Origin of the sequence: Leyella lascolaii, from assembly GCF_900079775.1 — a bacterium.
Classification (GTDB): Bacteria; Bacteroidota; Bacteroidia; order Bacteroidales; family Bacteroidaceae; genus Prevotella; species Prevotella lascolaii.
Window position 1 is genome coordinate 137,718 of the sequence record NZ_LT556034.1, and the last position, 14,656, is coordinate 152,373.

The following is a 14,656-nucleotide window of genomic DNA, read 5'->3' on the forward strand; positions in this document are numbered from 1 at the left end:
TTTGTTATTGATTATAAATAGTTGTCCTGTAATCCGCATATAACGTAAAAACCACCCGGCAGACACTTTGCGTGCCACCGGGCGGTGTGTCTTTTGACGTCAGCATCACTTCACGATGAGCTTCTTCACCGTTCCGTCAGAGTATCTTACGATGTTGAGTCCCTTGCTGTTCTTTGACACCCGCTGTCCGCCGGCGTTGTAACGGCATGTCTCCACGGCTGTTCCCTCCTGAGAGGTGATGTCCTCTATGCCCGTCGATGTGCCGAGTATGGAGGCGAGCTTGTCGTTTGCCGCCTTCACCTTTTCGGCATCCACCTTGAGAAGCTTGCGGTCGTAGGTCATCAGTCCGTTCATTTCGGTCTCCACATCGGTTATCTGCGTATAAACCGAAGCGGAGAAGTCCTTAGCCGCGTCAGACTTGGCGAGAGCGGCGATGCGTCCTGCCAGAGTCACGTAGGCATCGGTGAGAGCGTCTGTTCCGGTGTAGTCGGTGGCGGTATAATCAGGATCCCAACGGTAGCCCTCGACGTTATACTTGAGTCCTCCGTACTCTCCGAGCACCGTCGGACGGGTGGAGTCGTAGAGATAGACAGACGGTTCGGCGTTGTAGTCGTGCAGGTCGAGCAGGTCGCCAACGCCTTCATGATGGTTTCCGCCGCTCGCCGCGTCGATGAGACGGGTAGCGTCCTGACCTCTCGTAGTGCTCACTACAGACGACGTGAGGAACTGTCCCCATGCCTCGTTGAACGGAGTCCATACCACGATGCAGGGATTGGAATAGTGCTGGCTGATGATGTCGGTCCACTCCTTCGTGTAGTTCAGGCGCGCTGTTGTGGTGGGTCTGCCGTCCGTTCCGGTGTACCAGCTGCCGCCGTTCCACTCCTCATACGACTTGCCGAGTGCCGGCATGTCCTGCCATACGAGCATTCCGAGGCGGTCGCAATGGTAATACCAGCGTGCTGGCTCTACCTTCATGTGCTTGCGTATCATGTTATAGCCGAGGCTCTTGGCTGTCTCTATGTCGTAGCGGAGAGCCTCGTCGGTGGGTGCGGTGTACAGACCGTCGGGCCAGTAACCCTGATCGAGCACTCCGTTCTGGAAGAAGTCACGGTTGTTGAGCTGCATTCTCCATACTCCGTTCTTATCCTGTGCCACCGAAATCTTGCGCAGTGCGGAATAGCTGTCCACACGGTCGGTCTCCTCACCGTCGCATGTCAGGGTAAGCTCCATGCCATAAAGGTGAGGCGACTGCGGGCTCCACAGCTTCGGAGCAGCAACATTCAGCGCAATGTCAGTGCCCGGAGCGCCCTCGCCTGTAGCCACGACGTTGTCACCGTCCATAAGTCTCACAGTCACGACAGCGTTGCTTCCGTCCACGCCCTCCGCCGTAGCGTTCACTACAAACCTGCTGTTGTCCACATCAGGTGTGGTGGAGACGTCGGATATGTATTCGCCGCTTACCGGCTCGAGCCATACGGTCTGCCATATGCCGGAGACCGGAGTATACCATATGCTGCCGTTTCCGTCGGCGTCCTTACGCTGTTTTCCCACAGGCTGGGTGTTCTCGTCGGTGTTGTCTATCACCTTGACCGTAAGTACGTTCGTACCGCTTTCAGACAGGAAGTCGGTGATGTCCGCACTGAACGAAGTGCTTCCGCCGGTATGAGAAACGACACTCTCGCCGTTGACATATACGCTTGCGTTGTAGTCGCACGCCCCGAAGTTGATGATGACGCGCTTTCCCGACCATGCCTCAGGCACCGTGAACTCACGTCTGTACCACAAAGCGTTGTTCTCGACCATAGGACGCATCACGCCCGAAAGGCTCGACTCGATGGCAAACGGAACGAGAATCTGACCGTCGTACATTTCAGGCTCGCTCGCCGAGCTTGCCGAATTGAATCCGAACTCCCACAGTCCGTTGAGGTTCATCCATTCGGAACGCTCCATGAGAGGACGCGGATATTCGGGCAGGACGTTGTCAGGCGTAACCTCATCAGCCCATTTTGTCTTTATCTTTTCGCCCGCCGGAGCCCACTCGTTTACCGGTGGCTGCAACGTGCCAATCTTATCCATGAGCACCTTCATCCAGTGTCCGCCGATGACGGAACGTGCCCTGAAGCCGCGCATATCGCCCGAGTTGGTCCAGTACCAGTCGCTGAGAGGCACGCGCGAGCGTGTCTCGTTGACATACTTATACACAAGGTCGGAGAACTTGAGGAACGTCTCCGTGTCGGGAGACATCGATGCCGTCCAAAGAATCCAGTCGCTCTTGGTGTAAGCCTCACGGCTGTCGAGCGGCAGACCGTATGTGTTCTGCTTTGTGAGATAATACTGTATCTCGCGCTCGGCAGCCCTGTTGGGGAAGATGTGTATGTTCCACAGCTTGTCCCACACCATATTATACTTCTGGCTCCAGGTGTTGCTGCGGTCGAAGGCGAGGCGGTAGTGGTCGCCCTCTCTTGCCATCGACTCCCATATGCGGGCCATATCCTTTGCCTTGTTCATGTATTTGTCAGCCGTCTCCGTGTCGCCCTTGATGCGCGCCATCTCCGAGAATCCGGCTACACCCATTATGGCTTTGATGGAGAGATTGGCGTTGTGAGCCCAGTGTCCGGCGAAGTCGTCGGTGCAGAGCTGGTTCTCCGGGTCCTGTCCGTTCTCCACAAGATAGTCTGTCCAGAGCTTTATGATGTCCCAGTATTTGTCCACATATGCCGTGCTGTTCTCGAGCTTGCATATCATTGCGGCAAGAGTGATCATGTTGCCCGACTCCTCCAGAGGCATATCTCCGCCGTAGACCTGTCCGTTGGCGATGGGATATGTGCCGAGATCGTGCGCCGCGAACGGCTTTGTCCAGCGTCCGGTGTAACTGTACTCGAATATACTTGTCATCATGCCTTTAAGCAATTCGGGGTTGTAAAGCAGGAAAAGGGGAGCCGACGGATAGGTAAGGTCGACGGTGTTGACGCATCCGTTGGAGTTGTTCTCCTTGGAGAAGAAGAGCAGGTTGCCGTCTTTGTCCTCGAAGAGCTTGTGCGCCGCGATGACATGACGGTATGAGCCGGAAAGCAGCTCGGCGTATTTGTCGTTGCCGGCAGCGAGTCCGTCGTCGTAGATACGCTTGTCAAGAGCGCGGCAGCGGGTCATTATGTCAGTGTAGTTGTCGCGCATCTCGGCGATTGCCTGCTGTATTGTCTTGCCGTTGCGCGCCCAGTAGCCCTTGTATTTCTGTCCCATGTAAACGATGTCGTACACCTCGTCGTATGCCAGCATGGTGAAGCTTGACGCGGTGTTGACGCTGCCGAAGTCGTGCACATAGGCAAGTGTGGGCATCGTGGACTCGCTTGTGCTTGTGGCACTGACAAGAGTTCTGCCAAGATCTCCGGTGGAGGCGAAGTTGCTTTCAGCCGTGTATCCGGTGGAAAGAGCCACATCTCCGTTGATGCCGGGCATATAGAAGAAGCCCCAGTCTATGCATATGAGGTCGCCGGCTTTCTCGAGCTGCGGCTGTTCGGTGGTACCGGTCTTGAGGAACTTGTAGCCTTCTGACGACACGTTGTATGTTGAGGACGTCGCCTGCGTGTTCTGGTTGACGGCGAGCTCGGGCGTCGTGGCGAGATAGAACTGCACGTCGTGGTCGGCTCCGTCGTTGGAACGCACCTGATAGGACACGTAGTTCACCGGTGTGGACAGCAGTTCGAGGTCGTCGATGAGCATCGGAGCGGTGAACACGAGGTCGAGATCGACCGGTCCACACTTGAACGTGTAGTAGGTGTTTGTGGCAAGCACGTCCACCGATGTCTGCTCAGCCGTCTCAATGTCAGCCCCTTCGGTCTTCACGTTACGGTAGAGCCCGTAGTCGATGAGCGCGCCTCCGGTAGTGTTGTGACAATGGGCTGCGATGACGTTCTCGCCCTCCTTGAGCAGTGCCTTGTGCGCGGCGGTGAGATGTAGTGTCTCACCCTGCAGCCACGTCTCGCCCGTCGAGATGACCTGCGTGCCGTTGATGTAAAGCTCGAAAACGTCGTCGTGCGAATAAACTATGTAAAGATCGTCGGCTATGTCGTCCGCCGTAAGGTTCACCGTGCGCCTCGCATACACGTCGGTATTCTCAACATCCCAGTTTGTGTGTACGTTGGGATATTCGTCGGCAGAGCCTATCGCGCCCCTCTCCGTGCCCCATGAGGAGTCGTCGAAAGCGGGATCAGCCCATCCGTCTCCGGGATATGTGCGGCTCGTCTTTGCCGTCCACGCGCCCTCATCCGCCATAGGAAGGATGGACTTGAGCACATACGGCTTCTCCACACCCATGAAGCGGTAGGTCTTTCCGTCCACGCGCAGCAGTCCGTCGATGGCTTTCTGCGCGTCGGTCCAATGACGTGTGGTTCCGTCGGTAAGCCTGTCATAAGGCGACCAGATAGAGAAATAAGGGTCGTTAACCACAAGAGGTACTGACGGCAGACGCAAATCCACTTCCTTGTATGGCTCAAAGAACTCCGCATTCTGCGCACCGACAGTCATTGCCGCGACCGCGGCAACAAGAGACGTAAACATTCTTTTCATTTGGTTTAAGTGTTAGTTATAATCTTATATATATTTGGCGGAAAAATAAAAAACAACCTCAATATACGTTGCAAAGATATAGGATTGAATCGACAAACCAAACAATAATTAGTTAAAAAAGCAGAATGGGTCTTTTAATGAAACTTTCCCGCATCGCGCCCCCATCTCCGCCGCGCCTCAGACAGCATGCCATATGCCGCGAGAAAAACCCGGCGCGCGCACTCATGGCGGCACTTCGGGAATGTATATTTATGCAAACAGGAAGTAAAATATTTTGACAACGCTTTTTCTCAAAACAGAAACGGAAGGATGCCGATGAACGTATGAAAACGGCATAAACATTCCGCCACGACCCGGCGACAATGCCCGAAAAGGCTCTTCCGCACTCTCATACGGTGCGGAAAAGACCGTATCGCCGCGCGGAAAAGTCCATACTGCACTGCCGGAAAGGCTCTTCGGTGGTGCGGAAGAGGCTCTTCCGCAATGCAGAAAAGCCCGTTTCGCAACGTAAGAAAAGCCGGTCTGGCAGACGAAACGGCATAAACGAGTGACTATCAACACATTACCATAACGTCGCAAAACTCGCGCATTTGCGCCCGAAGAGCTTTCCCGCCGCAAATACGAAGCTCTCGCTGAGTTGACGATGGATGAATATGCGGAAACGGAACGCATATATGCATAATTATAAACATCCGTTAAGATTCAACCGCTATTATAAGATTAATTATTTGTCGGCTATATCCTTGCCGACGTCTTGCGCGCTTTTCAGAAGTGCCTTACAACGTATCATCGGCAGCACGGCACACTACACTCACTCATCGGAGTATGAAATGCATCTCCGGACAGCACACAATCTGACGGCAAATGATTCATAACATCCTTCCACAATGACACTGCCGCCTTACTGACACAGCCGCGCGGCACGCAGGAGGATGAGGAAACAAAAACTCCCGGACTCTCTTCGAGCCCGGGAGAACTGATTTTGTGAGTGATAAAAAAATGGGTGGTGCCAACGGGAATCGAACCAGTGACACAAGGATTTTCAGTCCTTTGCTCTACCAACTGAGCTATGGCACCAACTGCTAATCTTGTTTTGCGTGTGCAAAGATAGACGTTTTTTTATATATCAGCAAATTTTTTGGAAGAAAATTGCACGTGTTTCAAAAATTTGATGTACCTTTGCACTCGCTTAAAAGCAATGCGGGATGTAGCGCAGTTGGTAGCGCACTACGTTCGGGACGTAGGGGTCGGGCGTTCGAGTCGCCTCATCCCGACAAGAGCGGAAGACAAGAGACAATGTCTTCCGCTCTTTTTTTGTATATGACAAAGACTTTGGCGCGGTAAGACGGCATTGACGTCAGCACTCAGAACGTGTCAGAACTCCACGTAAGGACGCAGCCTCTCGATGTCGCGCTGTGAGAAATCCTTCAGCAGACGGAGGTCGTCTATGCTGTGGAGCGGTCCTTTCAGGCGGCGGTAGTCTATGATGCGGCGCGCCTGATAGAAGTTGATGTAAGGATGGTGTTTCAGTTCGTTGAGCGTGAGCCGGTTCAGGTTGAGTTTTCTCACCGCCCCTCCCGTCACCTTGAAATAGGGAAGCGCAGACTCGGGGATGCCCTCAATCTCTGACAGCTGAGCCACCGACACATATCCGCCCAAGTCGTTGCGGTATCTCACAATACGGGAAGCATAATAGCGTCCTATGCCCGGCACCTTCCTCAAAGACGCGGTGTCGGCGTCGTCGAGCGTCACATACTGCCCCGGCTGGAGCTTCACGGGATAGCGCAGAGTGTCGCGCCCGCTTCTTACAGCGTCTGTCCTGCCATACACCTCAGCCGCCGGCTTGTATTCATCGGATATGTGTATGTAAGGCAAAAGTTCTTTATACTGCTTCACCGTGAGCCCGTAGAGTCGCGCGAAATCAGACGGCTGACGGTATATTCCGCCTTTGGCACGGTATCTGTAGATGCTCCGCACCTGCCACGGCTGTAGTCCAAGACTCAGCAGCAGGGTGCTGTCGGCGGTGTTGGGGTCGAATGCGGACAGCTTGCGACGCACGGTCTCCACATTATAAATATATTGTACGCCACGGCGCACGGCGGCTTTGCGTATGGAGCTGTCGGCGGTCAGGCTGTCAGTACGGGCAAGCTGAGAGGACATGCCGCCCTTGTCCATGATGCCCACAACAACCGCTGACAGCACGACGACCGCCAGAAGGAATATCATCGCCCTGCGGTCGCTCTTGGGAAAATAAAAGAACTCTTTTATCATATGTATATTGTCATGCCGCACACAGAGCGCGGCTTTACGTCAGATGACACCGAACTGATGAAGGAATATCAGCAGGATGCACAACGGACACACGAATCGCACGCAGAAAAGATATGTCCCGAAGAGCGCGCCGCGCAGTGTTCCGTGGTTGGTGAACTGGTCTTTCACAATCGTCTTTGGCACATACCATCCGAGGAAAAGACAGGTGAGCAATCCTCCTAAAGGCAGGAGTATCTGCCCGGTGAGGAAATCGAGCGAGTCGAAAAGCGGTTTTCCGAATATGGAAACCTGCAGGTCGGTGTGTCCGAGCGACAGCGAGCAGAACGCGCCGATGACACAGGTGATTACCGTAACGAGAGTTGCCCCGCGCCTGCGCGATATGTTGAACTCCTCAAGAAAGAACGCCGTGCACACCTCGTGGAGCGATATGAGCGAGGTGAGAGCCGCGAGCGATAGCAGCACATAGAACAGGACGGACACCACGTAGCCCAGGAACGGCACATGACCGAAGGCAAGCTGGAACACGTTGGGCAGTGTCATGAAGATGAGAGAGGGTCCGCTGTCGGGCGCGATGCCCACGGAGAACGCCGAGGGGAATATCATCAGTCCGGCAAGAACAGCCACCATGGTGTCTACAAGGGATATGTTCACCGCCGTACTCAGCAGCTTTGTGCGACGGCTGAAGTATGAGGCGTATGTGCAAAGGCATCCCATGCCGATGCTGAGTGAATAGAACGCCTGCCCGAGTGCGCCGAGAAACACTCCGCTGTCCACCTTGGAGAAGTCGGGCTTGAGCAGGAACTCCACCCCGGCTCCGGCTCCGGGAAGATTGCACGAGGCGACAACTATGACGAGCAACAGCACGAAAAGCGTGGGCATGAACATCTTGGAGGCTTTCTCTATGCCGCCGCGCACACCGCGTATCACGACAAGATGGGTTATCACCAGTATGGCGACAGTCCACAGCACGGGCTTTACGGGCGATGAGGAGAATCCGGCGAAGTAATCGGCTACGTATTTCGGGTCGCCCCGAAGCTCACCGGCGGCAGAGGCGAAGATGTATTGCAGGCACCAGCCGGAGACCACGGCGTAGTATCCTGTTATCATAAAACCGGTGACAACTCCCATGAATCCGATGTATTTCCATGCCGTCCCGTTAGACAGTCTCGTATAGGCGCGCGCGGTGTTCGACGCTCCCTCGCGCCCGATGACAAACTCGCTGACCATGCAGGGAATGCCGAGCAGCAGCACACAGCCGATATATACGAGGATGAAAGCGGCTCCGCCGTTGTTGCCGGTCATATAAGGGAACCGCCAGATGTTTCCGAGTCCCACCGCAGAACCGGCTGTGGCAAGTATCAGTCCGAATCTGCTTCCGAATTTAGCTCTATCGTTTGACATAATAAAATAAAAATAACTGAATCACTGCAAAAGTATAAAAAAATATCTACTTTTGCATTAAAAAAGAAAGCAAATGGCAAGATTACTGCATCATCTGACATCAAACTACCCGATTTCCTGCCTGTATATGGCATTCATATGGGTTCTGTGCTTCATGGATGTGCCTCATACGCCGCTGGACAACATCACCCTTATCGACAAATGGACACACATACTGATGTATGCCGGCACGTGTGCGACGATATGGTATGAATATTTGCGCAGGCATGACAGCATAGTCCGGGCGCGCGTCTTTCTGCTTGCGTGGCTCGCTCCGCTGGTCATGAGCGGACTGATAGAGATTCTTCAGGAGTACTGCACAGGCGGAAGACGCAGCGGAGACTGGCTCGATTTCGCGGCAAACGCCATCGGTGTGACGCTCGGCAACGTCATCGGTATTCTTCTGGCAGCGTATCGCGCCAGGAAGAGAAGGGGTTGACCAGAAGACAAGAATTGTAGAATCGTCTGTCGCCCGTCACCTCCATGCCGATGAAATCCGGCTTTTCGAACTGTTCGTCCGCGCTCCCCAGCTCCACCTCAGCCATCACAAGACCTTCGTTCTCACCGTAGAACTCGTCCACCTCAAAGGTGTGCCAGCCGCTCTTGACGAGATAACGGCACTTGTCTATCGTGCCTCCGCGACACAGACTGAGCAGATGGAGGGCGTCGTCGGGCGTAATCTCTGTCTCGAACTCATAGCGCGTGAGCCCTCCGTCAAGCGAATGGCTCTTGATGGTGAGATAAGCCTTGTCGTCGCGCAGACGCACTCTCACCGTGGCGTCGGCGCAGTCCATGTAGCCCTGCCTTATCCTGCTGCATGAGAAGGCGGCGCGTTTGAACGCCCCGCCCTTCCTTACAAGGAACTTCCTTTCTATCTCCAGACCGCTCATTGTGCCACAACTATCCACACGGTATACATCACGGCGAGCAGTATGAGAATCCAGAATATGACCTCAACCACCCTCTTCGCCTGTTTCTCCTGTTGTGCTTCGCGGCGCGCGCGGTTCAGTTTGCTTTTTTGACTCATAGTTGTAATATTTTAGGTTATATATGTCTGTGGTTGCCGACAGGGCTCTCCTGCCGGTCCGTTCATTGTTCGTCGTTTACCGGAAACTCCATGAGATAAGCCTTGATGAAGCCGTCTATCTTGCCGTCCATCACTCCGTCAACGTCAGTTGTCTGATAGTTTGTGCGGTGGTCTTTCACACGCCGGTCGTCAAACACGTAGCTGCGGATCTGGCTTCCCCACTCTATCTTCTTCTTTCCAGCCTCAATCTTCGCCTGCGCCTCGAGTCTCTTCTTCATCGCGCGGTCGTATAGCTGCGACTTGAGAAGCCTCATCGCGTTGTTACGGTTCTCAAGCTGCTTGCGGCTCTCGGTGTTTTCGATGAGTATCTCCTCCTCTTCTCCAGTGTCGGGATCGACATACTGATAGCGCAGGCGCACTCCTGTCTCCACCTTGTTGACGTTCTGTCCGCCGGCGCCGCCGCTGCGGAAGAGGTCCCAGCTTATCTTCGACGGGTCGACAAACACCTCGATGGTGTCGTCGACAAGAGGTGTCACGAACACGCTGGCGAAGCTCGTCATGCGCTTGCCCTGCGCGTTGAACGGCGACACGCGCACAAGACGGTGGACTCCGTTCTCGCTTTTCAGGAATCCGTAGGCATACTCTCCGCCCTCAATCTCCATCGTAACGCTTTTTATTCCAGCCTCATCGCCCTCCTGAAGGTTGCTTATCGTCACCTTGTGACCGTGAGCCTCAGCCCACCGCATATACATGCGCATGAGCATCTGAGCCCAGTCCTGGCTCTCCGTTCCGCCGGCGCCGCTGTTTATCTTGAGCACGCAGTCCATCGGATCTTCCTTCTGCCGCAGCATGTTCATCAGCTCCAGCTTCTCTATAGCCTGTATTGCCTTGCTGTAATCATCGTCCACTTCCTCCTCCGTAAGCATGTCGTCCTTGTAGAAGTCGAACGCAAGCTTCAGCTCGTCGGCGCACATGCGCACCTCCTTATAGCCGTTGATCCACTTCTCGAGAGCCTTAACCTTCTTCATCTGTTCCTGTGCCCGCTGCGGATCATCCCAAAAGTCGGGTGCCTGCGTGCGCAGTTGCTCCTCTTCAAACTCTATTTTCTTTGCGTCGATATTGAGATAGTGATGCAGTGCGTCGGCACGTTCCATCACGTCTTTCAGCTGATCTGATGTTATCATTACGAATGTTGTTGTTATTATTATAATGTATATACGGCTGCCGGCACGCGCGTTCCATCACCGCCGGGGGACTCTTCCGCACACCCGTCGGGGCGGTGCCTGTCAGTCGGCATACATCTTGTCTATCACGTCCTTAAAGTTCTTGTAAATCACCGGACGCCTCAGTTTGAGCGTATTGGTAAGCTCTCCCGACTCCATCGAGAAATGATGGGCGATGAGAGTGATGCGTTTCACCTGCTCATAATGTGCGAGCTGCTGCTGGAGAGTCTCCACGCGCTCCATCATCATGTCGTGTATGCGCTTGTCGGCACACAGGTCCTCGCGGCTCTCGAACTTTATGTTGTGGTCGCGGGCGTACTCTTCGAGGAGGCGGAACTCGGGAACAACCAGAGCGGACACGAACTTATATTCGTCCGCAACGACCACCACCTGGTCGATGTACTTGTCCACCAGAAGCATCGCCTCCACCATCTGGGGCGCGATGTACTTGCCGTTGGATGTCTTGAACAGGTCTTTTATGCGGTCTGTAAGGAACAGCTCACCGTTCTTCATATATCCCGCGTCGCCAGTATGGAAGTATCCGTCCTCGTCGAACGCGGCTGCGTTGACCGCATCACGCTTGTAATATCCGCGCGTGATGGTAGGTCCTTTAAGCATAATCTCGCCCGTTTCGGATATCCGGATGTCTATTCCGTCGATGGGACGACCCACCGAACCGATTGTATAAGGCTTGTTCTTATGGTCGCACGACACTGTGGCGAGGCTCTCCGTGAGCCCGTATCCCACAATCATGCAGATGCCCACAGAGTGCACGAACCGCTCCACTTCGGGCGACACAGTGGCTCCCGCGGTGGGGAATATATTAGGATTGACGAGTCCTATCTGATGGCGCACTATCCTGAGAAGCGTCTTGTCGATGAGCTTGTATTCAAGCGCGAGAGCGAGAGACGGGCGTTTCCCACGGGCGAGACATTCTACGTTATGGCGTCGTCCCACCTCCAGCGCGTGGCGGAATATCTTCTGCTGCATCGGCGTGGAGCGGTCTATCTTGTCCTTTACCGCCTGATACACCTTCTCCCAGAAGCGCGGCACTGCCGACATGCATGTGGGATGGGTCTGCTTCATGGACTCCTGTATCTCGCGCGGGTCGGTGTTTATGATGAGCTCCGCACCCTCAGAGAGACACAGGTATGACCATCCGCGCTCGAACACATGCGTGAACGGCAGGAAATTGATGACCCTGTCCTTATCCGTAACAGGCACGCACTTGTCGTTGGCAACAAGCGCGGCGGCATACTGACCGTACGTGAGCTGCACGCCCTTGCTGTCTCCTGTGGTGCCGCTGGTATAAAGGATGTTGCACAAATCGTCGTCGGAGGCAGCCCGCCACAACGCCTCCACCTCCGCCTGACGGGGAAGTCCGGCTCCCAGAGCGACGAAATCGTCGAAATAGAGAGCGTGCGGGTCGTGCGAGCTTATGCGCACACTGCGGTCGTAAATGATGATGCGCTCGAGCGAGGGACACAGAGCGAAAATGCGGTGAGCCTTGTTATACTGCTCCTGTTCGCCCACAAACACGAACCTGACCTGCGCGTCGTTTATCATGAACTGTATCTGCTGCTCGCTGCTTGTGGCGTAGAACGGTATTGTGACAGCCCTTACTCCATATGCTCCGAAGTCCGTATAGAGATACTCAACGCAGTTCTGCGAGAACACGGCGAGATTGTCCTGCGGTCTGACACCCAGCTCGAGCAGGGCGTTGCTCACCTGTTTCACTCTCTGCGAGAAATGTTCCCACGACACACTTTCCCACGTATTCTTTCCGAAAAGTCTGAACGTGAGCGCGGTCCGCGACCCGTATTTCCTTGCCTGTTCGTGTATAAGAACCGAGAGATGACACTTTGTCTGCATAAGCGTTAGTTTTTTAATTATTGCAAAAATAGTGCAATTATGCCAAAACTCAAAACAAATCGGGGATTAATTTTCACCGCACCGCCAGTCAGGAACGGCAGAACAAACAAAAGCCACCGTCTTCACAGACAGCGGCTTTCACCTATGGAAAAACATTAAGTTTAGTTTAATTAAGCCAAATTATTGATGTGGTTGCACAAGCTTGACTTCAAGTTTGCGGCTTTGTTCTTATGAATGATGTTGGTTTTTGCCAATCTATCAAGCATCTTCTGTACAGAGGGGTAAAGCTTTACTGCCTCTTCCTTGTCAGTGAGAGCGCGAAGCTTGCGTACAGCATTGCGCATTGTCTTTGCATAATATCTGTTGTGCAAATTCTTTACCTTTGTCTGACGTATTCTTTTTAAGGATGATTTGTGATTTGCCATCTTTATTATTATTCTTTACTTTGTAGTATATTATCAGTAGTCCCTAGCAGAATCGAACTGCTCTTTAGAGAATGAAAATCTCTCGTCCTAACCGATAGACGAAGGGACCATGGGTGTCTTATTTGCGGATGCAAAGGTAGCTGTTTTTCAGTAATCCACCAAATATATTTCCGTTTTTTTTCAAAACAGCGCATTTTTCGTACTTTTGCGTCATAAAACGCACGAATTTATGCTTACAAAGACAAAAGCGGTGGTGTTGCGGACGCTGAAATACGGTGACTCTCAAGTCATAGCCGACATGCTCACACAGACACACGGACGGCTGTCATTCATACAGCGCATACCCAAGACAGCGCGCGCCGGAGTGAGGAAGCAGCTGTTGCAGCCGCTGTCGGTGCTCGACCTGGTGTTCGACTACAGGCAGAACGCCAACCTGCTGCGCATAAAAGAGGCTTCCATGGCATACCCTCTCTCATCCATTCCGCTGGATGCCTACAAGCTGTCAATAGCGATGTTCGTGGCTGAGTTCACCCATTTCGCCACACGAAGCGAACAGGACAACGCGCCGTTGTTCCAGTATATCACGAACAGCATAATGTGGCTCGACGCATGCCGGGGCGCGTTCTCCAACTTCCACATTGTGTACATGATGCATCTCACGAGGTTTGTGGGCTTCTACCCCAACCTCGACAACTGCGCCGGCAACGCATACTTCGACCTGAGGAGCGGATGCTTCACGGCAGGACAACCGTCTCACAACGACTTCCTGAAGCCCGACGAGGCGTCAAGAATAGCCACGCTCATGCGAATGAGATATGAGACCATGCACCTGTTCTCATTCTCGCGGAACGAGCGCAACCGCTGCGTGGAGCTGATACTGAAATACTACCGGCTGCACGTTCCCGACTTTCCGGAACTGAAGTCAACCGGTGTGCTGCAGGAACTCTTTGTCTGACATACGCCACGCGACGCCGCCACGGGGAACGGAGAGGGGCGTGTCACATGTGGAGTACCGCCCTACAGAATGCATATTTATGCAATTCCGGTTTGACTTTATTTTGACAAAAGAAATCCGCGAAACAGAAACGGGAAGGCGGAAAAACATGAATGAAAAGCGCATATAGCAGCATCAGCAGCCACGAAGTTTGCCCGGAAAGATGCGGAAAAGCCTCTTCCGCCTCACGGAAGAGCACATAACGGCTCGCCGGAAAGCACGTCCTGACATGCGGAAGAGCCTTTTCCGCAACACAGGAAAGGCTCTTCCGTAAGGCGGAAAAAGGCTTTCGTTCTCGCAATAATGTATAAATCGCTGGCTGTCAGCGGCTTGCCGAAAGTACTGAAAACCGCCGTATCCGCGTCAGAATGCGCTCCGCCGCTGAATAACGTCCGTATTCTGATTTGACGGTACATACTCATGCGGCAGCATATACGGAAAAACGCATAAATATACATAAACCACACCGCAAAGCCAATACCACCATAACACTATATGAAGTCCTGCGACTCTGCATGCGACGCATACGAGGATGCAAGTCCTTACTCGCCGCTATCGGAGACGGACAGGTTATGACAGAGGGACGAATATAATAATATTCCGCTTCAGACATGATAAGATTCCGTCTCAGTCAGGCAGATGTTCTAAATTGATTTCCATCATATTGTGTGTTGTTCAGGAGTTTTATTCCAGCCAATTATAATATTTTTCCGACATCATGACAATAATATCACGTAATCATTATTATATATATAGGAAGCATTATAATATTTTTCCAGTATCATGACGGTGGCGGCAGACGGCAGGAAACGCATGGCGTGGCACCTGGTTCTGAAAA

At 53.3% G+C, this 14,656-nt stretch carries 9 protein-coding genes, 2 tRNA genes and 1 pseudogene; 3 read left to right on the forward strand and 9 right to left on the reverse strand.

The genetic code is table 11. The annotated features are described in order from the left end of the window. Window positions 1–264: 264 nt before the first annotated feature. Together BN4609_RS16810 and BN4609_RS00650 are read right to left on the reverse strand one after the other, a co-directional pair. Window positions 265–4,566: pseudogene (locus tag BN4609_RS16810) on the reverse strand (glutaminase domain-containing protein); the annotation flags it as partial. A gap of 1,004 nt (window positions 4,567–5,570) precedes the next feature. After that, window positions 5,571–5,643 (reverse strand) — tRNA-Phe (locus BN4609_RS00650). A 124-nt stretch (window positions 5,644–5,767) separates the two neighbouring features. On the opposite strand from BN4609_RS00650, the gene BN4609_RS00655 reads away from it, so the two are divergent. Continuing rightward, window positions 5,768–5,840: transfer RNA gene (locus BN4609_RS00655), tRNA-Pro, on the forward strand. Between the two features lie 100 nt (window positions 5,841–5,940). Here BN4609_RS00655 and BN4609_RS00660 read toward each other — a convergent pair. Together BN4609_RS00660 and BN4609_RS00665 are read right to left on the reverse strand one after the other, a co-directional pair. Beyond that, on the reverse strand, window positions 5,941–6,837 hold the full coding sequence (locus BN4609_RS00660) for a ComEA family DNA-binding protein (RefSeq protein ID WP_068854899.1): 897 nt from the start codon (window positions 6,835–6,837) through the stop codon (window positions 5,941–5,943). A 39-nt stretch (window positions 6,838–6,876) separates the two neighbouring features. Beyond that, entirely contained in the window at window positions 6,877–8,238 is a 1,362-nt protein-coding gene (locus BN4609_RS00665; RefSeq protein WP_021993678.1) for a sodium-dependent transporter, read from the reverse strand. Between the two features lie 73 nt (window positions 8,239–8,311). Here BN4609_RS00665 and BN4609_RS00670 point away from each other — a divergent pair, with 73 nt between their 5' ends. Then, window positions 8,312–8,716 (forward strand): VanZ family protein, encoded by a 405-nt coding sequence (locus tag BN4609_RS00670; RefSeq protein ID WP_068854900.1) that lies wholly within the window; start codon window positions 8,312–8,314, stop codon window positions 8,714–8,716. Here BN4609_RS00670 and BN4609_RS00675 read toward each other — a convergent pair. The 5 genes from BN4609_RS00675 to rpsT all read right to left on the reverse strand — a co-directional run bounded on the left by BN4609_RS00675 (window position 8,667) and on the right by rpsT (window position 12,824). Continuing rightward, window positions 8,667–9,167, reverse strand: a complete 501-nt coding sequence (locus BN4609_RS00675) for a CYTH domain-containing protein (protein ID WP_068854901.1) — start codon at window positions 9,165–9,167, stop codon at window positions 8,667–8,669. The genes BN4609_RS00670 and BN4609_RS00675 overlap by 50 nt on opposite strands. Beyond that, window positions 9,164–9,304 carry a hypothetical protein gene (locus tag BN4609_RS16355; protein ID WP_164071539.1) on the reverse strand — a complete coding sequence of 47 codons (141 nt, stop codon included), beginning with the start codon at window positions 9,302–9,304 and terminating at the stop codon, window positions 9,164–9,166. The genes BN4609_RS00675 and BN4609_RS16355 overlap by 4 nt, the downstream gene beginning before the upstream one ends. A gap of 62 nt (window positions 9,305–9,366) precedes the next feature. After that, window positions 9,367–10,488, reverse strand: a complete 1,122-nt coding sequence (prfB, locus tag BN4609_RS00680; protein ID WP_021993682.1) for a peptide chain release factor 2 — start codon at window positions 10,486–10,488, stop codon at window positions 9,367–9,369. A gap of 102 nt (window positions 10,489–10,590) precedes the next feature. Further along, window positions 10,591–12,399 carry an AMP-dependent synthetase/ligase gene (locus tag BN4609_RS00685; protein ID WP_068854902.1) on the reverse strand — a complete coding sequence of 603 codons (1,809 nt, stop codon included), beginning with the start codon at window positions 12,397–12,399 and terminating at the stop codon, window positions 10,591–10,593. Between the two features lie 170 nt (window positions 12,400–12,569). Continuing rightward, window positions 12,570–12,824 (reverse strand): 30S ribosomal protein S20, encoded by a 255-nt coding sequence (gene rpsT / locus BN4609_RS00690; protein ID WP_021993686.1) that lies wholly within the window; start codon window positions 12,822–12,824, stop codon window positions 12,570–12,572. A 229-nt stretch (window positions 12,825–13,053) separates the two neighbouring features. On the opposite strand from rpsT, the gene recO reads away from it, so the two are divergent. After that, on the forward strand, window positions 13,054–13,779 hold the full coding sequence (gene recO / locus BN4609_RS00695; RefSeq protein ID WP_068854903.1) for a DNA repair protein RecO: 726 nt from the start codon (window positions 13,054–13,056) through the stop codon (window positions 13,777–13,779). Window positions 13,780–14,656 lie beyond the last annotated feature (877 nt).

Bases quoted from the DNA above. Each gene is read 5' to 3' on its own strand.
- BN4609_RS00665 (WP_021993678.1), bottom strand. From the start codon at position 8,238: ATGTCAAACGATAGAGCTAAATTCGGAAGCAGATTCGGACTGATACTT.
- BN4609_RS16355 (WP_164071539.1), bottom strand. From the start codon at position 9,304: ATGAGTCAAAAAAGCAAACTGAACCGCGCGCGCCGCGAAGCACAACAG.
- prfB (WP_021993682.1), bottom strand. From the start codon at position 10,488: ATGATAACATCAGATCAGCTGAAAGACGTGATGGAACGTGCCGACGCA.
- BN4609_RS00675 (WP_068854901.1), bottom strand. From the start codon at position 9,167: ATGAGCGGTCTGGAGATAGAAAGGAAGTTCCTTGTAAGGAAGGGCGGG.
- BN4609_RS00670 (WP_068854900.1), top strand. From the start codon at position 8,312: ATGGCAAGATTACTGCATCATCTGACATCAAACTACCCGATTTCCTGC.
- rpsT (WP_021993686.1), bottom strand. From the start codon at position 12,824: ATGGCAAATCACAAATCATCCTTAAAAAGAATACGTCAGACAAAGGTA.
- BN4609_RS00660 (WP_068854899.1), bottom strand. From the start codon at position 6,837: ATGATAAAAGAGTTCTTTTATTTTCCCAAGAGCGACCGCAGGGCGATG.
- BN4609_RS00685 (WP_068854902.1), bottom strand. From the start codon at position 12,399: ATGCAGACAAAGTGTCATCTCTCGGTTCTTATACACGAACAGGCAAGG.
- recO (WP_068854903.1), top strand. From the start codon at position 13,054: ATGCTTACAAAGACAAAAGCGGTGGTGTTGCGGACGCTGAAATACGGT.